We start from the raw sequence: 19,950 nt of genomic DNA, 5'->3' as shown, positions 1-19,950 counted from the left end.
ACGGATTGGTGGGGGGTAGTCGGGATGGCTCAGGTTCTGGTGGTCACATCGGGTAAGGGCGGGGTCGGCAAGACGACCTCGACGGCGGCGCTTGGCGCGGCGCTGGCCCAAGAGGGGCAGACCGTCGTCGTGGTGGATTTCGACGTCGGGTTGCGGAACCTCGATCTGGTGCTCGGCGCGGAACGTCGGGTCGTCTATGACATGATCAACGTCATCCAGGGCCAGGCGAACCTCAACCAGGCTTTGATCCGCGACAAGCGCGTCGAGACGCTCTATCTGCTGCCCGCCTCGCAAACGCGCGACAAGGATGCGCTGACCGACGATGGCGTCGCCCGCATCATCGCCGAATTGCGCGAGCGCTTCGATTGGGTGATCTGCGACAGCCCGGCCGGTATCGAGCGCGGCGCGACGCTGGCGATGCGCCATGCCGATATCGCCGTGATCGTCACCAACCCGGAAGTCTCCTCGGTGCGCGATAGCGACCGCATCATCGGCATGCTCGACTCGAAGACCGAGAAGGCCGAGCGCGGCGAGTGGATGGACAAGTTCCTGCTGCTGACCCGCTACGACCATGCCCGCGCGCAACGCGGCGACATGCTGAAGACCGAGGACGTGCTCGACATCCTGTCGATCCCGTTGCTCGGCATCATCCCGGAAAGCCAGGACGTGTTGCGGGCCTCCAACGTCGGCTCGCCCGTCACGATCAACAACCCCTCGAGCGCTCCGGCCAAGGCCTATGCCGAAGCGGCCCGCCGCCTGCTCGGCGACACGATGGCCGTGACGGTGCCGCGCGAGAAGAAGAACCTGTTCGGCATGCTGTTCGGACGGAGGGCTGCATGAACCCGTTCCGTTTCTTCGGGGCACGCGCGAATTCCGCCCCGCAGGCGCGTGAACGCCTGCAACTCCTGCTGTCCCACGAGCGCGCGCTCGACGGCCGGTCGGATCTCGTCGTGATCCTGCGCGAAGAAATCCTCAAGGTGATCGCCAAGCATGTCTCGATCGATCGGGACAAGGTGCGGGTCCGGATGGGCAAGCACGACACGCTGTCGACCCTCGAGGTCGACCTCGAGATCCGCGCGCCGACCAGCAGCCTGACGGCTCTCGCGAGCTGAAGCTTCTGCGGTCGATGAACGGTAAAACAAAAGCCCGGATCATCGATCCGGGCTTTTTTCATCGGAGTCGCAAGAGTGCTAGTGACACGGCGATCGTCGTGCGCTCGCGGATGCGATCATCGCTTTCGCATAGAGCCTCGTGCCACCTCCATGATACGCAGGGTCAACAGGCAAGCGACTCGCGATACGCCATGAGTCCAACCCGGGGGGTCCGATGATCCATGTGACGCAAGCGATCGAGGAGCGGCCCGAGATCATCGCGAAGATCACGCGACGGCTGCTGCCGTTCGTCGGCATCATCTATCTGATCGCCTATATCGACCGGCAGAACGTCAGCTACGCCAAGCTGCAGATGGTGGGCGACCTCGGCCTGACCGAATTCGCTTACGGGCTCGGCGCATCGCTGTTTTTCATCGGCTATTTCATCTTCGAAGTGCCGAGCAACATCATTCTCGAGCGCGTCGGCGCGCGGCGTTGGTTCGCCCGCATCATGATCACCTGGGGTATCGTGACGATCGCGTTGGCCTATACGCAAAACGCGACGATGTTCTACATCCTGCGGTTTCTGCTCGGGGCATGCGAAGCGGGCTTCTTTCCCGGCGTGCTCTATCTGCTGACGATTTGGTTTCCGTTCAAATATCGGGGCCGCATGGTCGGATCCTTCATGTTCTATAGCGCAATCGCCAATGCGGTCGGTGCGCCCATCGGCGGCGCTATGCTCGATCTCAACGGAACTCTCGGCCTGAAGGGCTGGCAGTGGGTGTTTCTCGTCACCGGCCTCCCGGCCGTGATCGCCGGGATCGTGACCCTCTTTTATCTCGATGATCGGCCCGAGAATGCCAAATTCCTCGATGCGTCGGAGAAGCAGTGGCTTCGCTCGACTCTGGAGCAGGAAGATCGTGCATCAGGAAAGACGCTCCACACGAACCCGTTCAAGGCGCTACTCGACCGGCGGGTGCTGATCCTCGCGATTTGGTACGTGTCGCTGCCGCTCGGCGCCTATGGGATCAGCTATTGGCTGCCCACCATCGTGAAGAGCTTCGGCGTATCCAACACGGTGAACGGACTGTTGAACATCATTCCCTGGGCCATCGTGGCGCTCGCCTTGTGGGGTACGCCGAAACTCGCGGCCCGCACGGGGCAGACCACGGCCTTCATCGCCGGACCGGCGCTGTTCGGCGCGCTCTGCCTCGTGTTGAGCGTCTATCTCCCGGGCGACTGGGTGAAGTTCGGCTGCATTTCGCTCGCGGCGGCCGGCATTTTCGCGGCACAGCCGGTGTTCTGGACGTTGCCGTCGAGCTTCCTGACAGGCGCATCGGCGGCAGCCGGCCTCGCGGTCATCAACTCGGTTGGTAATCTCGGCGGCTTCATCGCCCAGAATGCGGTCCCGCTCATCAAGGATTGGACCGGCAGCGTCGAGGCCCCGATGCTGTTCGTCGCGGCCTGCGTGTTCGTTGGTGGCGTCATGACCTTCGTGGTGTTGGCCTATCTTGCCAAGCATCGCGACGAGGTCACCCTGGCGGCCGGGGCCACTCGAACCGCTGGGTGAGTCAAACGCTGGTGGCTTTCTGTCACCAGCCTTTTCGCTAAACGAGCGCCTGCCAGGCCACCCGTCGATTCACAGACCGCGTTTAGCCGCGCGCCTCGTCCCAGCGCCGGAAGATGACCGAGGCGTTGACGCCGCCAAAGCCGAACCCGTTCGACAGCACGTAGTCGACAGCCTTGGTGCGGGCCTGCGGACCGATGATGTCCAGCCCCTCGGCCAGCGGATCGGGCGTCTCGAGATTGAGCGTGGGCGGGAGCGTGCCGGTCAGAAGCGCCATGATCGAGAACACGGCTTCCAAGCCGCCAGCTGCTCCGAGAAGATGGCCCGTCGCCGATTTGGTCGACGAGATGGGCAATTTGCCGTCGGTCCCGAACACCGCCTTGATGGCGGCCAGCTCGCCCGCGTCGCCCACCGGCGTCGACGTGGCATGGGCGTTCAAATAGCCGATATCGCTCGGCGCGATGCCGGCCATCGTGATGGCGCGTCGCATGGCGCGCTGTGCGCCGTTGCCGTCCTCGGGCGAGGCAGCCATATGATAAGCATCGGCACTGGTGCCGTAGCCGACGAGTTCGGCCAGCGGCGTTGCGCCGCGTCGCTTGGCATTCTCGAGCGTCTCGATGACCAGCATGCCGGCGCCTTCGCCCATGATGAAGCCGTCGCGTTTGGCATCGAAGGGCCGCGACGCCGCCGTCGGAGTATCGGTGAAGCCTGTCGACAAAGCTCGCGCGGCATGGAACCCACCGAGGCTGACGCGATCGATGCAGGCCTCCGTGCCGCCGCAGATCGCCACCGTAGCTTCACCGCTGTGGATCAGGCGCATGGCGTCGCCGATGGCCTGTACGCTCGCCGCGCAGGCTGTCACCGGCGCGCCGATCGGGCCCTTGTAACCATAGCGGATCGAGACTTGGCCCGCCGCGAGATTGACCAGGAACGACGGCACCGTGAACGGCGAGAGGCGCTTTGCGCCGCGTGTTTCGACAGTCCGGGCCGCCTCGACGATCCCGGGAAAGCCACCGATCCCGGAGGCGATCACGGTCGCGGTCATGTCACGCTCGTCAGATGTTTCGGGCAGCCACCCGGATTGTTCGATCGCCTGCCGCGCCGCTTCCATGCCGAAGACGATGAACCGATCCATCTTCTTCCGGTCCTTGACGGGAACCGCAGCGAAATCGAAGCCGTGTTCGTCCTCCTCACGGCTCGGAACACGAGCGCCGACCTTGGCGTCGATATCGGGAACCATCTCGTCCGGCAGGAGGCGCAAGCCCGATTGGCCTTCGATCAGCCGTTTCCAGACAGGCGCCACGCCCGATCCCAGGGGTGACACGACACCCAGACCGGTGACGACAATCCGTTGTATTTCGTTCGACATTGTCCCGTTCATTCCTGGCACTACGCGAATTAGAAGACCTGATCGGCCAGCCGTGTCGGCGCCGGCAAGGTAGACCGACGATCGAGACATAACCCCGGCTCCGTCCGAATGACTATCGGAAAAAGCCGAACGTCACCGCAGCTTGATGGCGTGCGCTGCCGAAAGCCGCAACTTTATTTCACATCATCGGTCCGACACGAGCATGAAACTTGGCGTTTTTAGGGTCGAAATGCTCAACGCATAGGCGATATGCCTCGCGGAACATCGCTGACCGAGGGTCGTTCCTTGAAGGACGATAGAGGTCTGAAAAGGTTGTTCGATGCGTATGAGACAAAGTTTTCTGGCGACGGTCGTGACCGCAACACTGGCGCTGCAGGGCACCGGCTTTGCCCAAAATGCAGGCGGCGCCGGTGGCGGAGCGCCGAATGCGGGCCAGGGTGCGATGGGTGCCGGTCAAAACGTGCTGCCAAACGGAAGTGGCCGCGGAGCGGAAGGCGGGGGCGCAGGCGCGCCGCATGCGGAAGGCGGGTCGGCTGGCCAAAAGCCTGGCCTCGAGCCGCAGGCGGGTCATGGCATGCAAGGCAAAGGCATGCAAGGTCAGGCGATGCAAGGCCAGCCGCGCCAAGGCGGTAGCGACAGACAGCATCCTGCCCGGATTGATCGCGGCCATCAGGAGCGCTTCCGTCACGCCATCAACGGCCTTGGGATCCGTGAATTGCAGGCGGTCGATTTCGCCTTGAATGTCGGCGTCCGCGTTCCGCGCGCCCTCGAGCTCAATCCGTTGCCCCCGAGCATCATCGACGCCTACCCGGACTACGAGGGTTACGAATTTCTTCTTGTGCGGGGCGACATCGTCGTGGTCGATCCGGAAACGCTCGAAATCATCGACGTCTTCCCCGCCTGATCCCGCTGGGCGTGAGCGCGGAGGCTCGTCTCTGCGCTCACGCTGTCGTCAGCGAAGCCCATCGATCAGTCGATGCATGAAGGCAATGCCCTCCGACAATTGAGAAATCTCGATAAACTCATCGGGTTGATGGGCTTGATCGATGCTTCCTGGCCCGCAAATGACGGTCGGCAGGCCTGCACCTTGGAAGCGCCCACCTTCGGTGGCATAGGATACGCTAATGGTATGGTTGGCCTTTGCGGCGCGAAGCGCCAGCACTTCGGCTGCGGAGCCCGCATCCGGCTCGAGTCCCGGCACCTCGACCTCGACGGTCGTCGAGATCGTTCCCTTGTCCGAATAGCGATTGAGCGTGGGCAGAGCTTTCTCGGCGACGTAGCGCTCGAGATGGCGATAGGCCGTATCAAGCGGGACAGACGGCAAGCCGCGAAACTCCCAAAGGAGATCGCATTGTTTCGCGAGAATATTGCGAGCGGTTCCGCCGTTGATCAGGCCGACATGGACCGTCGAAAAAGCAGGATCGAAGCGGCCGGTGCGGTCACCCTCCTGCTCGAACCGATCGCCGAGCCGCATCAATTCGCAGGCGATGTCGACCGCCGCCGCGATGGCGTCGGCGCCGAGCGCCGGCTTGGCCGAATGCGCTTCATGCCCCTCGACATGGGTCGCATAGGTGCAGACGGACTTATGTGAGTCCGCGACCTGCATCATGGTGGGTTCACCGACGATGACGGCGCGGGGCATCGGCAGACCGTTGCCGAACTGGCGTATGATGTCCTCCGACCCGAGGCAGGTGACCTCCTCGTCGTAACTCAAGACGATGTGGATCGGCACCGACAGACGAGCGGCCTTGAAGGCGGGGATCATGGCGAGAGCGAGCGCGTCGAACCCCTTCATGTCGCAGGTGCCCCGCCCGAAAAGGCGGTTTCCGTCGCGCCGCATCGTAAAGGGATCGCTCGTCCAAGCCTGCCCTTTGACCGGTACAACGTCGGTATGGCCCGACAGCACGATGCCGCCGTCAACCATGGGTCCGATCGTGGCGATCAGCGCCGCCTTGTCGCCTGCTGCATTCGGCGCGAGGCGAAACGGCACGTCCTGCATGCGGCAGTGATCGGCAACCGCATGGATCAGGGGCAGGTTCGTTTTCGCGCTCTCGGTGTCGAACGACACCAACCGATCGAGCAAGGCGATGACGCTGTGCAGCGTGGCGGAATCGGGCGGCATGCGATGGTCCTGTCTGGAGGACAACGGGCCGGCCGCGACGGCCACCCGCGACGAGCCGCGTTTTACCCGCAAACGGCCGAGACTCCTAAGACCCTCTTCGATCTCATCGTGGCGTGACGCGCAATGAAGGCGTGAGGTGGCTCGGTCGACCCCCCGCGACCCTGGGTCGCTCTTTGCCGGACAGCGTGTGGCCCCGAACGCGGAACTGCCCTGGGGTCGCAGCGTTCATCTCTGCGAGGGGCGTCACGAGCAGGTGCGAGGATATGACCGAGCCAACCCAAAGCCTACCCACATCCACCCGAGGCTTCGCCTCGATGGATGTCGAAAAACGGCGTGCGATCGCCCGCAAAGGCGGCGAGAGCGTGCCGAATGAAAAGCGAAGCTTTTCGCAAAATCCTGGTTTGGCATCAGAAGCCGGTCGGAAGGGGGGACGGAGCGTCAACCCTGAAAAGCGCAGCTTCTCGCAAGATCATCAACTGGCGGCTCAAGCGGGCCGAAAGGGTGGACATGCGTCGCATACGGCGCTTCAGCCAGCGAAAGTTTCGGCAGAATAGCCGGACGAACAAGATCGGCCTCCCGGCCGATCTTGTGAAAACTCCATCTGACCTCGGGCCGATCCGACCCGGGGGTTTTAGCGTCTCGATAGTTTGATCCAGGCTGGGCAGTCCGGCGTACAATCCGGACATAAGCCAAGCCCCGAGGTCGTCTCGACCGTCACTGAGCCGGCGGCGAGTTGGACAGCGCGAGCAACCCAACGTTCGCAGAGGTCGGGGTTGCCTCGGTCGAGCCAAGCCACGCGGCGTCCGGGCTGAAGCTGCTGTTGAACCATCGCCGGCAGTGTTGAGCCGAGTGGCGCATCCACCACCACCTTGACGGCTTCGCGGCGCGCAAAGGCGACGATTGGCTCGGCAACGTCGGATCCGTGAATCACGACGTCTGCGGTTTGCAGGGCGCGGATTCCGCGCAAAGTCATATCGTCGGGGTGGCCCGGTCCAGCCCCGACCAGCACGACACTCGCGGCCGTCGAGGCTGCGCGTTGCGATAAAGCCGCGTCACGGCAGGCGTCGAAATCCGCGTCAAGAGGTTCTTTATCGACCGCCGCGAAGGCCCGGTCCGTAAAGGCTTCCCAGAACCGCCGACGCGATCGAAAATCGAAACCATAGGCCTGAACAGCCGGACGCCAGTCGCGCGCGGCTTCCGCCCAGCGCCGCAGGCCTTGGGGCAGGAGAGCCTCGATCCGAGCGCGGACGACCTGACCGAAGACCGGTGCGGCTCCGTCGGTCGAGATGCCGATCACCATTGGTGAGCGGCCGACGATGGTCCCGAATTGAAAGTCACAGAAGGCCGGCTTGTCGATGACGTTGACCGGAACGCCGGCTTGCCGCGCCGCATCCCGAAAGGCGGTCGCATCCGCCTCCTCCTCGATCGCGCCGATCGCGACAGCGGCTCCGACGAGGTCATCCGGCCGCCAGTCCCGCGCCACGATGTCGATCGGTCCACCGGGCGGAGAGACGACGAGGTCGAGGAGTTCGGGGCAGGGCTCGGCCGTGAAGATCGTGACATCGGCACCGCAGGCCGACAGCAATTCGGCTTTCCAGACGGCGGGAAGAGATCCGCCCGCCATGACGGCGCGTTTTTGCCCGAGCTTGAGAAAGATCGGCAGCGTGGCGAGCCGTTCCATGCGGATCGGCTGGCGCGCGTCCGGCCCCTGGCGCCTGGTCGGGAGCGACATCAGAAGCCCCTTGCGGCGCCGGTGGGGCCCCGCTCATCCCGTGCGCCATAGAGCTGATAGCGCTGGGCGAAATTATCCGGGATCGACAGCGCATGCGTGTCGACGGGCGGAGGCGACAGCGCCGGTGCGCCGGTCAGAATCCCCTGCGCCATGCTCCACACGGCGCTGTCTTCAAAGACATGGCCAGACCGTTCGAGAAGATGTCGGGTGTCGGGGGAGAGCGCGAAAGGTTCGATTGCGATCGTGGCCGGTGCATCCTGCACATGGATGCGCGGCGCATCGATGGCCTCGGCAATGGTCATGCCATGGTCGACCATGTTGATGATGACCTCGACCACGGTCGTGATGATGCGCGATCCGCCGGGACTGCCGATGACCGCCACCAGCTTGTCGCCGCGCGTGATGATGGTCGGGGTCATCGAACTCAGCGGCGTTTTGCCGGGCGCGATAACGTTATTCTCGCCTTGGACGAGGCCGAACATGTTGGCGGACCCAATTTTGGCGGTGAAATCGTCCATCTCATTATTGACCAGAATGCCGGTTGTTCCCGCGACGCGTCGCGCTCCGAACCAAGCATTGAGCGTGGTCGTGACCGACACCGCGTTTCCGGCTGCATCCGCGATCGAGTAATGCGTCGTCTGCCGCCCCTCGGCCGCATGCGCCGCGAGATCTGCCATTGTACTGGCGTGTTCGAGCGGCAAGCCCGCCCGCACCTTGGCGGCGTAGCTTTTATCGATGAGATGCGCCACGGGATTGGTGACGAAATCCGGATCCCCGAGGGCGCTGTTGCGGTCGCGATAAGCGATCCGCATCGCTTCGGTCAGCACATGGACCTCGGCGGCCGAATGGAACCCCATGCCGCGCAGATCGAATCCCTCGACGATGTTCAGGATTTCGCAAAGCGTGACGCCGCCGGAGCTCGGTGGCGGTGCCGCGTGAATGTCGAACCCGCGATAGGAACATCGCACGGGCGCCAACTCGCGGACCTTGTAGGTCGCGAAATCACGATCCTCGAGAATGCCGCCGCCGGCTTGGCTGGCCGCGACGATCGCGGTCCCGATCGGGCCACCGTAGACGGCGGCTGCCCCATCGTGGCTGATCGTCTCGAGCGTCTGAGCGAGATCGGGCTGTTGCAAGCGATCGCCCGCCGATAATGCATGCCCGTCTTTGACGAAGATCGCGGAAGCGGCGGGGTTCTTGGCGAGGTCATCCGCAGCCAGACGAAACAGCCGCGCATCGGCATCGGTCAGCACGAAGCCATCGCGCGCCAACGCGAGCGCCGGCGCGATCAGCGCCTCGCGGCTCAGTGAACCATAACGCTCTCGCGCCGCCTCAAGCCCCGCGACCGACCCGGGAACGCCGACCGCAAGCCATGAATCGGTGGACCGGCCATGAACCACGTTGCCGCTCGAATCGAGGAACAGCGATGCGGTTGCGGCAAGCGGCGCCTTTTCGCGGAAGTCGAGGAACGTCGTCCGGCCGTCGGCGAACCGGATTGTCATGAAGCCGCCGCCACCGAGATTACCGGCTGCGGGATAGACGACCGCGAGAGCATAGCCGACAGCGACAGCCGCATCGACGACATTGCCACCCCGCTTGAGGATATCCACCCCGACATCCGAGGCTAGCGACTGCGCCGAAACGACCATGGCGTGATCCGCGCCGACCGGCTCAGGCGAAGCGGCTCGCAGCGGCGTCGACACGATGAGCGATAGTGCGGCACCGACCAGGATCTTCAGCCGCATGGAAGGCTCCTCATGGGGTCGGGGTCATTCCGGCCGGTGGTTCGGCCCGGCGATCGGGTCGCTTTCCAGCAGGGCAAAGAGGATATGATCCTGCCAGCGCCCGTTAATGCGGAGGTAGGATCGTGCAAATCCCTCGCGCTGAAACCCGACCCGCTCCAACACGCGGATGGACGCATTGTTATGGGCGAGGCAGGCGGCTTCGAACCGATGCAGCCGTAGCGTCCCAAAGGTGAAATGCGCGGCCGCGCGCACAGCCCGGCTCATATAGCCGTGACCCGCGTAAGGCTGCCCCATCCAATAGCCAAGCGTCGCGGTTTGCGACACGCCGCGCGTCACCTGGCCGATCGTGAGGCCGCCGATCAGCGTCTCGTCTTCGCGGAAGATCAGGAACGGATAGGCATCGTCGGCCTCGATCTCTTCCGCATGGGCGCGAATGCGGCGACGGAACGACGCGCGGGTCAGGTCGTCGGCCGGCCAGATCGGCTCCCAAGGCGTCAGAAACGTCCGGCTGCGATCCCGCAGCGTCGACCATTGCTCGTAATCGCGCATCTCGGCCGGGCGCAGAAAAACCCGGTCACCTCTGAGAAAGGTCGAGGCCTCGTTGGGGGAGCCGATACGGAACAGCGCCATTCTAGCCTCGCGTCGATCCGAGCCGTGCCATCACTTGGTCGGGGGTCAGCAACCCCTTGGTGGGGCCCACCGATACCACGGTCGGCGCGCTTTGCAGCATCTTCAATCCAGCCCGGCGTGCATCCTCGACGCCGATCGCGTCGATCTTGGCGATGACCTCGTGCCGATCGATGATGCGGCCGAAGGCGAGATGTTGGCGAGCGATCTGCTCGGCGCGCGCGCCGGAGGATTCGAGGGCCACGAGCACCGATACCTTGAGCTGAGCTTTCGCGCGCTCGACCTCTTCCTCGGTCAGGGTCGCGGTCGCGCCGGCGAGGCAATCCAGCGACACGGGAAGCAATTCGCCCATGTGTTTCGGCGCCGTCGCGGCATAAAAACCGAACAGTCCGGTATCCGCATAGGCCCAGTCGAACGTGTAGATCGAATAGGCAAGCCCGCGGTTTTCCCGCACGTCCTGAAACAGCCTCGAGGACATGCCGCCCCCTGCCGCATGCGAGAAGACATGAGCGGCGTAATGGGTGGGGTCGTTGAATGACGGCCCCTCCCACCCGATCACCAGATGGGCTTGCTCGATCTTGCGCCGAATACGCTGCTCACCACCCTTGTAGACGGCCGGAACAGCGGGTAAGGCCGCCTGCGCCGCCATGCCGCCGAACCGCTTTTCGGCGTCCTCGACGATGCGGTCATGCTCCAGCGCCCCGGCGGCGCCGACGATCATGGCGGATGGGTTGTAATGGGCCGCGAGGTAGCGCGCGATCGCGTCACGGTCGAAGCTGCTGACGCCGTCGGGTGTGCCGAGAATGGCGCGGCCGATCGGCTGGTCCGGGAAGGCCGTGGCGGTGAAGACCTCGAAGACGAGGTCGTCCGGCGTGTCGTCGACGGCGCCGATCTCCTGCAGCACGACGTCTTTTTCGCGCTCAAGCTCGATCGGGTCGAACACGCTCTCGGTTAGAATATCTGCGAGGATGTCGAGCGCCAGTCCCGTATCGGCCGCGAGCACGCGGGCATAGTAGGTGGTCTGCTCGGTCGAGGTTGCGGCGTTCAGGTCGCCGCCGGCGGATTCGATTTCCTCGGCGATGCGTCGGGCCGACCGCCGCCGCGTGCCCTTGAAGGCCATATGTTCGAGGAAATGCGACAGGCCATGTTCGGCTCGCGTCTCATGGCGCGATCCGACCCCAACCCATATGCCGAGCGAGGTGGTCTCGAGGTTAGGCATCGAGTCGGTCAGAATGCGGAGCCCGTTTGGCAGGGTCGTGAGATCGACGCTCATGCGGAGGCATCCGCGAGGATGCGGGCGCGGTCGGTCACGAAGGACTCAACGGCCGCGATGTCGTTCGGCAGGCGATTGATCCGCTCCCGCTGGCTCATCAGGTTGGCGAGATGCTCCGGCAGAGCCGGATGCTTGCCGGTGGCGCGCGCCACCGCATCGGGGAATTTCGCTGGATGGGCGGTCCCGAGCGCCACGACCGGCGTTTTGGGATCGCGAGCCAACGTGGTGCGGGCGGCTGCGACGCCGATCGCGGTATGGGGATCCAAGATGTGACCCGTCTCCTTGAACGTGCGGACCATTTCGGCCTGGGTTCCAGCCTCATCGACCCGCTCTGAATCGAAATCCTCCCTGATCCGCGCCAGCGGTTCGGGCGCGATGGTGAATTGCCCGGCCTGGGCCAGATTGGCCATCAGCTCGCGCAAGGCCGTGCTGTCGCGCCCATAGGCACCGAAGAGAAGCCGTTCGAAATTCGATGAGATCTGGATATCCATTGAGGGGGATTGGGTCGGCCGCACACCCTGGATCCCATAGGTTCCGGTCTTGAGGCAGCGGTCCAGAATGTCGTTCTCATTGGTGGCGATCACCAACCGGTCGATCGGTAGGCCCATCGCTTTGGCGTAATGACCGGCCAGGATGTCACCGAAGTTTCCGGTCGGCACCACATAGGACAAGGCGCGATGCGGCGACCCGAGGACGGCGCCGGCCACGAAATAATAGCCGATCTGCGCGACGATCCGGGCCCAGTTGATCGAATTGACGCCGGATAAGCCGACGCGGTCTCGGAACGTATGATGGTTGAACAGGCCCTTCACGATGGCCTGGCAATCGTCGAACGTCCCCTCGATCGCGATCGTGTGGACATTGCCGTCATCGATCGTGGTCATCTGTCGCCGCTGCACGTCGGATACGCGGCCATGGGGATAGAGAATGAACACATCGACCTGATCGAGCCCGCGAAAGGCGTCGATCGCGGCTGCGCCCGTATCGCCCGAGGTCGCGCCCACGATGGTGGCGCGGCGTCCGCTCCGCTTCAGGGTCGCGTCCATCATGCGACCCAGCAATTGCATGGCCACATCCTTGAACGCCAGCGTGCGGCCGTGAAAGAGTTCGAGCACGAAGAGGTTGGTGTCGAGTTGTACGAGGGGCGTGACGGCCGGGTGCCGGAAGGTCGCGTAGGCGGTCTCGATCATGCGGCGCAGATCGGCGGGATCGAATGCATCCGTGGCGAAGGGCGAAATCACCGTCTCGATCACCTCGACAAAGGGTCGGCCCGCAAAGCTCGCGATGGTGGACGGCGTGAGGACCGGGACGGTCTCCGGAACGTAAAGCCCGCCGTCTCGCGCCAAGCCCGCCAGCAGGGCCTCGGTAAACGAGACGCTCGTTGTTTCGCCTCGGGTCGACACATAGTTCACTAAAGGTCACTCCCGCGCGATTGCCGCGCCGTGTGATGAGGGTTCAACGGAACTGTCCATCGTTTCATGGATCGCCCCGGCATGCCATTCCATTCGCCGGACTCAAACGGCCGGCTCGACCGGTGCGCTGAACAGCGCACGCCAGACAAAGACCGCATAGACCAGGAGCAGCCCGAACGCCAAGCCAAACCAAGTTAAAGCATAGGACAGATGGTCGTTGGGCAGCGACAAGACCGTTTCGCCACCCTGGGGAAGACCGCCGGGAATGGCCGAAGCATCCTGATCGATTGTGAACGGGGCGACGCGATCGAGGCCGAACGCCTGCGCGATCGAACCCGGGTCGCGTGTGAACCAGAGGCTGTGGGCCGGGTCGTCGGCGGGCGTGAAGGCGTTGCGGGATTCGGGCTCGCGCATCAGGCCGGTCACCGTCACCGGGCCTTCGATCTGACCCAGCAGACGGGTCGACGGATCGACCTTGTTGTCCGGCACGAAACCACGATTGACGATCACGACCGCGCCGGATGCAAGGCGAAGCGGCGTCAACACAAGATCACCGAGCCCACTGTAGCGCCCGCGCGGGTCCGACAGGGGCCGAAACACATGGGCTTCCTTGTCATGCTCGAACCTGCCCTCGACCGTCACATGGCGATAGGCATAGGCGTCGGGCGACAGTCGCATCCAGTCCGCTTCGGGCGGGAGGGGAGCGGGAGGAGCGGTCGTCCGCGCCGCGATCATGGCGACGAGGCCATTCTTCCAGGCCAGCCGCTCCAATTGCCAGACTCCGAGCGCGATCAGGATCGCTAGCGCGATCAGGGTCGATAGGGTCGGCCAGAGCAGGCTTGGCCTTCGGCGGACCCGGCTGTCACCCATCGTCACGGTCACGAGTCGAACCGCCCCTGTTCGGCTTTGTTGCGATACTGCAGGGCGATCAGGAGCCCCTTGATCGGGCGCAAAGTCCCAAGGCAGAGCACCAGCGTCAGCGGCAGGAAGATGGCGAGATGGACCCAGAAGGGCGGCTCGTAGGTCACCTCGGTCCACAGCGCTAGACCAACCACGATCGTGCCCGCGATCATGGTGACGAAGACCGCTGGGCCGTCGCCTGCATCGGCGAAGCCGTAATCGAGCCCGCAGACCGTGCAGGATGGCGCAAGATCAAGGAAGCCTTTGAACAATGGACCCTTGCCACAGCGCGGGCAACGGCCGCGGAGCCCGACCGAGACAGCGGAGGTGGAGGCGGTGTTGTCGCGGTCTGTGGACATGATGCCTCGAGGCGTGACCCGAAGGCTGGATCAAGGAAAGGGATGGCGCGCGAGACTTGCTCCGAGCGCCTGCTGCGTCAGCGGGCCGCTTCGACCGCCGCGCCCCACGATCCGAAGACATAGATGCTGGCGAAGAGGAAGAGCCAAACCACGTCCACGAAGTGCCAATACCAGGCCGCGAACTCGAAGCCGAGATGCTGGCGCGGGGTGAACTGCCCCGCATAGGCGCGGATCAGGCAGACCAGGAGGAAGATGGTGCCGATGACGACATGCACGCCATGGAAGCCGGTCGCCATGAAGAAGGTCGCACCGAAGATATTGCCCGAGAACCCGAAGTCCGCGTGCGAATATTCATAGGCCTGGACGCAGGTGAAGAGCGCACCGAGCAGCACCGTGATGATGAGGCCGATCTTGAGCGAGCGACGATCATTGTGCAGGAGGGCGTGATGCGCCCACGTCACGGTCGTTCCTGACGTCAGCAGGATCAGCGTGTTGAACAAAGGCAGGTGCCACGGGTCGAATGGCTCGATGCCCTTCGGAGGCCAATGGCCGCCCGTAAAAGCCGTGCGGGTATATTCGATGGCTTCGCTCGGATAGAGGCTGACGTCGAAATAAGCCCAGAACCACGCGACGAAGAACATGACCTCGGAAGCGATGAACAGCAGCATGCCGTAGCGATGGCTGATCTGCACCACGCGCGTATGGGCATGATCGACATTCGCTTCGTGGATCACGTCCATCCACCACGACATCATGGTGTAGAGGACGCCGAGCATCCCGGCCGCGAAGATGTAGGGACCCATCTGCGCCGACCCGAACGGGATGTGCTTCATCCAGAGGATCGCGCCGATGGCGGTGACGAACACGCTGGCGGAGCCGATCAGCGGCCATGGGCTCGGGTTAACGAGATGGTAGTCGTGATTCGGTTTGGCATGGGCGTCGGCCATGTCTCGTTTCCCCTTCGCGTGCGTCACGATCATCAAGCATCGAAGACGTTCACGCCCATGATGCCCGACACCACATTATTCGTCTCGTCTTATCGGCCTCAAGATGCGGCCGGCGACGCGATCCTTTGCTTTGCTCCGTCTGGCATGGCCCGGTTGGGCAACGCGTCGTCGGGCATCACGTCATTGTATCGGTTCAGCTGCACGGTCAAGGTCGTGCTGGTCATAGTTTCGGTCGCGGTGTTCCGTCCGTGGGTGTCGCGGCACCGAGAGACACTTTCGGCGCAAAGAACGTGTAGGACAACGTGACGGTATCGACCCCCGCCATGGTCTCGTCGCCCTCGAGTTCGGGATTGAGGAAGAACACGACCGGCATGTCGAGCTCTTCATGCGGCGCAAGTGTCTGCTCGGTGAAGCAGAAACACGCGATCTTATCGAAGTAGGGACCGACCACGTCGGGCGAAACGTTGTAACGCGCATTGGCGACGGTCGGCTTGTCGGTCTTGTTCTTGACGTGAAAATAGACCGTTGCGGTGGTGCCGGTCTTCAGGCTGATCGAGGGTGTTTCGGGCTCAAAGCTCCAGTTCAGCCCGGGCGCGACATTGGCGTCGAACCGAACCGTCAGCGTTCGCTTGCCTGTGTTGGCCGACGCGCCGGTGGCGACCTGCGTCGTCCCGGCGTAACCGGTGGCTTGGCAGAACATGCGATACAGCGGCACGGCCGCAAACGACATGCCGAGCGCGAGCGCCACACCGGCAACGACGCTCGAGGCGATCAGTGTCCGGCGACGGCGGTAAGAGCGTTCGGCTTGGTCGTCTGACAACGAATTACCTCAAAGCGGCCTGTCGAGAACGCCGGGGCCGAGTTTCGCGATGGTGATGACGTAGAAGAGCAGCACGATGAAACCGACCAGCAGCCCGATCGCCAGATTGCGCTGCCGGCGGCTTTTCAGTTGCGCCGGCGTCAGCACGATCCCGGTCAGGGGGGATGGCGCAGGCTGTTGAGGCGCCTGTGGCTTGTTGGTGTCGACTACCATCCGAGGTGGCTCAAAAGGCCGAGCGAGTGTTCGGCCAGAAGAATAGCGAACAGCACGAAGAGATAGAGGATCGAGAAGCCAAACAGGTGTTTGGCGGCTTTGTCGGCGGCTTCGCCCTCGCGTTTGCGATACACTTGCACGGCGAAATGGACCATCAGAGCGCCCGTCACGATGGCGGCGACGCCGTAGACGGTTCCGCCGATGCCGATCGCCCAGGGCAAAACCGCGACCGGCGCCAGGACCAGCGTGTAAAGCAGGATTTCGAGCCGCGTGCGATCGGGCCCCTTCACGTTCGGCATCATCGGAATGCCGGCTCGGGCGTAATCGTCCGACCGCAGCAGGGCGAGAGCCCAAAAATGCGGCGGCGTCCAAATGAAGATGATGGCGAACAGCAACACGCTCGCGATCGTCACGTTGCCGGTCACGACCGCATAACCGATCATCGGCGGGAAGGCACCAGCCGCGCCGCCGATCACGATATTCTGCGGCGTCCAGCGCTTCAGCCACATCGTATAGATCACGGCGTAGAACACGATCGTGCCGGCCAACAAGGCTGCCGACAGGTAGTTGGCCGAGATGGCAAGCAGCATCACGGAGAAGAGCGACAGCGTGAGGCCGAACGCATTGGCCTCCTGCTTCGAAACGCGGCCCTGTGGAATCGGACGCGTCTTGGTGCGCGTCATGATGGCATCGATATCTGAATCATAGGCCATGTTGAGCGCGCCAGACGCACCTGCGCCGACCGCGATGGCCAGCAACGACGCGAGCCCCGTGACCGGGTTGATGCTTCCTGGCGCGACCGCCATGCCGCAGAGCGCCGTGAAGACCACCAGCGACATGACGCGGGGCTTCAGCAGTTCGAGATAATCCGATGGCGTGGCCGTCGACGCGCCCGCATAGGCGTCCCTGTCGAGAGGGGTGACTTCACTGACCAAGCTCATGAATAACCCAAGTTCCAAGAAGAAGTGCGGGGCGGATCCGACGGACCCGCCCAGCCGCGCGAGACGGTTCTAACGCCTCCTGCTCAATGATCGCTACCGGAGATACGCGGCAGGGTGTTGAACTGATGGAACGGCGGCGGTGACGACAGCGTCCATTCCAGCGTCGTTGCGCCCGGACCCCATGGGTTGTCGCCGGCGACACGCTTCTTCGCGAAGGCATCATAGACGATATAGAGGAACAGAATAACGGTCGCGCCCGAGAGGAATGCTCCAACCGACGACACCTCGTTCCACAGCGCATAAGCATCCGGATAGTCGACATAACGACGCGGCATACCGGCTAGACCCAGAAAATGCTGCGGGAAGAAGGTCAAGTTGACGCCGATGAACATCAGCCAGAAATGCGTCTTGCCGAGCGTCTCATTATACATGTAGCCCGACATTTTCGGGAACCAGTAATAGAAGCCGGCGAAGAGCGCGAAGACCGCGCCAAGCGACAGCACATAATGGAAGTGGGCCACGACATAATAGGTCTCGTGCAGCGCGCGATCGACGCCTGCATTCGCCAAGACCACGCCCGTCACGCCGCCAATCGTGAACAGCATGATGAAGCCGACAGCCCAGAGCATCGGCGTGCGGAACGAGATCGAACCGCCCCACATTGTCGCGATCCAGGAGAAGATCTTCACCCCGGTCGGCACCGCGATCACCATCGTGGCAAAGACGAAATAGCGCTGTGTGTTCAGCGATAAGCCGACCGTGAACATGTGGTGAGCCCACACGACGAAGCCGACCACGCCAATCGCCACCATGGCATAGGCCATGCCGAGATAACCGAAGATCGGCTTGCGCGAGAAGGTCGAGATGATGTGGCTCACAATCCCGAAGCCGGGCAGAATCATGATGTAAACTTCGGGATGGCCGAAGAACCAGAACAGATGCTGGAACAGCAGCGGATCGCCGCCGCCGGCCGGATCGAAGAAGGTGGTGCCGAAATTCCGATCGGTCAGCAGCATCGTGATGGCGCCAGCTAGAACAGGCAGCGACAGAACGAGCAGGAAAGCCGTGACCAGCATGCCCCAGGCGAAAAGCGGCATCTTATGCAGCGTCATGCCCGGCGCGCGCATGTTGAAGATGGTCGTGATGAAGTTGATGGCGCCAAGGATCGACGAGATGCCGGCCATGTGAAGCGCCAGGATGACGAAATCCATCGCGGGACCCGGATGGCCCGTATTGGACGACAGCGGCGGATACATGACCCAGCCTCCGCCGAAGCCCTTCATGCCGGGGGCGCCTTCGACGTGGAGCGAGATGATCAGCAGGATGAACGAGAAAGGCAGCAGCCAAAACGAAATGTTGTTCAGGCGCGGGAAGGCCATATCGGGCGCGCCGATCATCAACGGCACGAACCAATTGCCGAAGCCGCCGATCAGCGCCGGCATCACCATGAAGAAGATCATGATCAGGCCATGGGTCGTGATCTGGACATTGTAGAGATTCTTGCCGACATCGACCGCGTTGTCGGGGGTCGCCTCGCCGATCCATTGCGCCAGATGCGCCATGAACTGCCAATGCGGGTTCATCAACTGAATCCGCATCAGGATCGAGATCGCGCCACCCACGCAACCCGCGAAAATGGCGAAGATCAGGTAGAGGGTCCCGATATCCTTGTGGTTGGTCGAATAGAGGTACCGACGCCACCCATGCGGATGATCTGGCGCGTCATGCGTGGCGATTGCAGAGGTGGCCATAATGTCCTCGAGGCTCGATCGTCGATTATCTTGAGCGGGGCAGGTGGTCGGCTTATTGGGCGGTGGCTGGCGAATTCGCCGCGAAGGTCAGAGTCTGGCCTCCATTGCTGGCGTATTTCTTCTTCGCGTCCTGCAACCAGGCATCATATTGCGGCTGGCTGACGACGCGCACCGCGATCGGCATATAGGCATGATCCTTGCCGCAAAGCTTGGAGCACTGGCCGTAATAGATGCCTTCGCGATCGGCCTTGAACCACGTTTCGTTGAGGCGGCCCGGTACGGCATCGATCCGAATACCCAGCGACTGCACGACGAAGGAATGAATCACGTCCGCCCCGGTCACCTGAACCGCAACGACCTTGTTGACCGGCACGACGGCTTCGTTGTCGACCGAGAGGAGGTGGATGTCGCCCGCCTTCAACTGATCGTCCGGAAGCAGCGCCGAATCGAAATCAAAGCCGCCAGCCTGATCCTTTGGATAGCTATACGACCAATACCACTGTTTCCCGGTCGCCTTGATGGTCACATCCGCCTTTGGGATGACGAGCTGGTGGGTCAGCAGGCGGAACGAGGGGATCGCGATGACGACGAGCAACAAAACCGGGATCACGGTCCAGGCGACCTCGAGCAGCGTGTTGTGCGTCGTGCGCGAGGGGACCGGATGAGCCTTTTCGTTGAAACGGACCATGCAGATGCCGATCAGGACCGCGACGAAGACGCAGATCAACGTGATAATCGGCATCAGGATACCGTCATGGAACCAGTGGATTTCATCTGCGATGGGCGTGACGCCGACCTGAAAGCCGATCTGTCCCGGCTCTGCGTAGCCGATGCCAGCAGCCCAGGCGGAGGCTCCCAAGCTCGAAATCGCCAGCAATGACGCGGCAGCGGATAGAACCGAACCGATTGACGTTCGTCGCATAAAGATCGCCGCTCCCATGCCGCCGCGTCGTTCGTCGAATCCGTCGATGATGATCGTCGGTTCGCCGCGTCGGTCGTGAATGTTGTCAAAAACATAAAGCTGAACCAAGCGCAATGTTAGTCGGAACACATTCGTGCGTCATTACGGCGCTCGCCGGTC

At 63.0% G+C, this 19,950-nt stretch carries 20 protein-coding genes; 5 read left to right on the top strand and 15 right to left on the bottom strand.

From position 1 onward, the window contains the following. Positions 1-24: 24 nt before the first annotated feature. The 3 genes from minD (at position 25) to EY713_RS21540 (ending at position 2,661) form a co-directional block, all read left to right on the top strand. Positions 25-840, top strand: a complete 816-nt coding sequence (minD, locus tag EY713_RS21550) for a septum site-determining protein MinD (protein ID WP_131119039.1) — start codon at positions 25-27, stop codon at positions 838-840. Beyond that, complete coding sequence (gene minE / locus EY713_RS21545) at positions 837-1,112, top strand: cell division topological specificity factor MinE (RefSeq protein ID WP_131119037.1); 276 nt, start codon at positions 837-839, stop codon at positions 1,110-1,112. Before minD ends, minE begins: the two co-directional genes overlap by 4 nt. 235 nt (positions 1,113-1,347) lie before the next feature. Further along, positions 1,348-2,661 (top strand): MFS transporter, encoded by a 1,314-nt coding sequence (locus tag EY713_RS21540; protein WP_170314123.1) that lies wholly within the window; start codon positions 1,348-1,350, stop codon positions 2,659-2,661. A gap of 82 nt (positions 2,662-2,743) precedes the next feature. Here EY713_RS21540 and fabF read toward each other — a convergent pair whose 3' ends face one another. Then, complete coding sequence (gene fabF, locus EY713_RS21535) at positions 2,744-4,015, bottom strand: beta-ketoacyl-ACP synthase II (protein ID WP_131120075.1); 1,272 nt, start codon at positions 4,013-4,015, stop codon at positions 2,744-2,746. Positions 4,016-4,346: 331 nt separating this feature from the next. On the opposite strand from fabF, the gene EY713_RS21530 reads away from it, so the two are divergent. Beyond that, entirely contained in the window at positions 4,347-4,931 is a 585-nt protein-coding gene (locus EY713_RS21530) for a DUF1236 domain-containing protein (protein ID WP_131119033.1), read from the top strand. Positions 4,932-4,979: 48 nt separating this feature from the next. Here EY713_RS21530 and argE read toward each other — a convergent pair whose 3' ends face one another. Then, entirely contained in the window at positions 4,980-6,149 is a 1,170-nt protein-coding gene (gene argE, locus EY713_RS21525) for an acetylornithine deacetylase (RefSeq protein WP_131119031.1), read from the bottom strand. A 314-nt stretch (positions 6,150-6,463) separates the two neighbouring features. Here argE and EY713_RS21520 point away from each other — a divergent pair, with 314 nt between their 5' ends. Next, positions 6,464-6,703, top strand: a complete 240-nt coding sequence (locus EY713_RS21520) for a con-10 family general stress protein (protein WP_131120073.1) — start codon at positions 6,464-6,466, stop codon at positions 6,701-6,703. A gap of 77 nt (positions 6,704-6,780) precedes the next feature. Here EY713_RS21520 and EY713_RS21515 read toward each other — a convergent pair whose 3' ends face one another. The 13 genes from EY713_RS21515 to coxB all read right to left on the bottom strand — a co-directional run bounded on the left by EY713_RS21515 (position 6,781) and on the right by coxB (position 19,791). After that, entirely contained in the window at positions 6,781-7,881 is a 1,101-nt protein-coding gene (locus EY713_RS21515) for an NAD(P)-dependent oxidoreductase (protein ID WP_131119029.1), read from the bottom strand. Beyond that, positions 7,881-9,626, bottom strand: a complete 1,746-nt coding sequence (ggt, locus tag EY713_RS21510) for a gamma-glutamyltransferase (RefSeq protein WP_131119027.1) — start codon at positions 9,624-9,626, stop codon at positions 7,881-7,883. Before ggt ends, EY713_RS21515 begins: the two co-directional genes overlap by 1 nt. 24 nt (positions 9,627-9,650) lie before the next feature. After that, positions 9,651-10,256: a GNAT family N-acetyltransferase gene (locus tag EY713_RS21505; protein WP_131119025.1), complete on the bottom strand. Its 606-nt coding sequence runs from the start codon at positions 10,254-10,256 to the stop codon at positions 9,651-9,653. A gap of 1 nt (position 10,257) precedes the next feature. Beyond that, on the bottom strand, positions 10,258-11,526 hold the full coding sequence (locus EY713_RS21500; protein ID WP_131119023.1) for a M16 family metallopeptidase: 1,269 nt from the start codon (positions 11,524-11,526) through the stop codon (positions 10,258-10,260). Beyond that, positions 11,523-12,938, bottom strand: a complete 1,416-nt coding sequence (gene thrC / locus EY713_RS21495; RefSeq protein WP_131119021.1) for a threonine synthase — start codon at positions 12,936-12,938, stop codon at positions 11,523-11,525. The genes EY713_RS21500 and thrC overlap by 4 nt, the downstream gene beginning before the upstream one ends. 102 nt (positions 12,939-13,040) lie before the next feature. Beyond that, positions 13,041-13,808 (bottom strand): SURF1 family protein, encoded by a 768-nt coding sequence (locus tag EY713_RS21490; RefSeq protein WP_131120071.1) that lies wholly within the window; start codon positions 13,806-13,808, stop codon positions 13,041-13,043. Positions 13,809-13,816: 8 nt separating this feature from the next. Then, on the bottom strand, positions 13,817-14,197 hold the full coding sequence (locus EY713_RS21485; RefSeq protein ID WP_131119019.1) for a DUF983 domain-containing protein: 381 nt from the start codon (positions 14,195-14,197) through the stop codon (positions 13,817-13,819). A 77-nt stretch (positions 14,198-14,274) separates the two neighbouring features. Beyond that, complete coding sequence (locus EY713_RS21480) at positions 14,275-15,144, bottom strand: cytochrome c oxidase subunit 3 (protein WP_131119017.1); 870 nt, start codon at positions 15,142-15,144, stop codon at positions 14,275-14,277. A 220-nt stretch (positions 15,145-15,364) separates the two neighbouring features. Next, a complete protein-coding gene (locus tag EY713_RS21475) occupies positions 15,365-15,964 on the bottom strand; it encodes a cytochrome c oxidase assembly protein (RefSeq protein WP_131119015.1) in 600 nt (199 codons plus the stop codon). A gap of 9 nt (positions 15,965-15,973) precedes the next feature. Then, positions 15,974-16,177: a hypothetical protein gene (locus EY713_RS21470; RefSeq protein ID WP_131119013.1), complete on the bottom strand. Its 204-nt coding sequence runs from the start codon at positions 16,175-16,177 to the stop codon at positions 15,974-15,976. Further along, entirely contained in the window at positions 16,171-17,118 is a 948-nt protein-coding gene (locus tag EY713_RS21465) for a heme o synthase (RefSeq protein ID WP_131119012.1), read from the bottom strand. The genes EY713_RS21470 and EY713_RS21465 overlap by 7 nt, the downstream gene beginning before the upstream one ends. Before the next feature lie 83 nt (positions 17,119-17,201). Then, entirely contained in the window at positions 17,202-18,869 is a 1,668-nt protein-coding gene (gene ctaD / locus EY713_RS21460; RefSeq protein ID WP_131119010.1) for a cytochrome c oxidase subunit I, read from the bottom strand. A gap of 52 nt (positions 18,870-18,921) precedes the next feature. Beyond that, complete coding sequence (gene coxB, locus EY713_RS21455; RefSeq protein ID WP_131119008.1) at positions 18,922-19,791, bottom strand: cytochrome c oxidase subunit II; 870 nt, start codon at positions 19,789-19,791, stop codon at positions 18,922-18,924. Positions 19,792-19,950 lie beyond the last annotated feature (159 nt).

The sequence above is a fragment of the Lichenihabitans psoromatis genome (assembly GCF_004323635.1).
In the GTDB taxonomy this organism is placed as follows: Bacteria; Pseudomonadota; Alphaproteobacteria; order Rhizobiales; family Beijerinckiaceae; genus Lichenihabitans; species Lichenihabitans psoromatis.
Note: the sequence above shows the minus strand (reverse complement) of the source record. Positions and strands in the feature narration are given on the sequence as shown.

Coding starts and splice junctions, on each gene's coding strand:
- minD (WP_131119039.1), top strand. CDS start 25: ATGGCTCAGGTTCTGGTGGTCACATCGGGTAAGGGCGGGGTCGGCAAG.
- minE (WP_131119037.1), top strand. CDS start 837: ATGAACCCGTTCCGTTTCTTCGGGGCACGCGCGAATTCCGCCCCGCAG.
- EY713_RS21530 (WP_131119033.1), top strand. CDS start 4,347: ATGCGTATGAGACAAAGTTTTCTGGCGACGGTCGTGACCGCAACACTG.
- argE (WP_131119031.1), bottom strand. CDS start 6,149: ATGCCGCCCGATTCCGCCACGCTGCACAGCGTCATCGCCTTGCTCGAT.
- EY713_RS21520 (WP_131120073.1), top strand. CDS start 6,464: ATGGATGTCGAAAAACGGCGTGCGATCGCCCGCAAAGGCGGCGAGAGC.
- EY713_RS21515 (WP_131119029.1), bottom strand. CDS start 7,881: ATGTCGCTCCCGACCAGGCGCCAGGGGCCGGACGCGCGCCAGCCGATC.
- ggt (WP_131119027.1), bottom strand. CDS start 9,626: ATGCGGCTGAAGATCCTGGTCGGTGCCGCACTATCGCTCATCGTGTCG.
- EY713_RS21505 (WP_131119025.1), bottom strand. CDS start 10,256: ATGGCGCTGTTCCGTATCGGCTCCCCCAACGAGGCCTCGACCTTTCTC.
- EY713_RS21500 (WP_131119023.1), bottom strand. CDS start 11,526: ATGAGCGTCGATCTCACGACCCTGCCAAACGGGCTCCGCATTCTGACC.
- EY713_RS21490 (WP_131120071.1), bottom strand. CDS start 13,808: ATGGGTGACAGCCGGGTCCGCCGAAGGCCAAGCCTGCTCTGGCCGACC.
- EY713_RS21485 (WP_131119019.1), bottom strand. CDS start 14,197: ATGTCCACAGACCGCGACAACACCGCCTCCACCTCCGCTGTCTCGGTC.
- EY713_RS21480 (WP_131119017.1), bottom strand. CDS start 15,144: ATGGCCGACGCCCATGCCAAACCGAATCACGACTACCATCTCGTTAAC.
- EY713_RS21470 (WP_131119013.1), bottom strand. CDS start 16,177: ATGGTAGTCGACACCAACAAGCCACAGGCGCCTCAACAGCCTGCGCCA.
- EY713_RS21465 (WP_131119012.1), bottom strand. CDS start 17,118: ATGAGCTTGGTCAGTGAAGTCACCCCTCTCGACAGGGACGCCTATGCG.
- ctaD (WP_131119010.1), bottom strand. CDS start 18,869: ATGGCCACCTCTGCAATCGCCACGCATGACGCGCCAGATCATCCGCAT.
- coxB (WP_131119008.1), bottom strand. CDS start 19,791: ATGCGACGAACGTCAATCGGTTCGGTTCTATCCGCTGCCGCGTCATTG.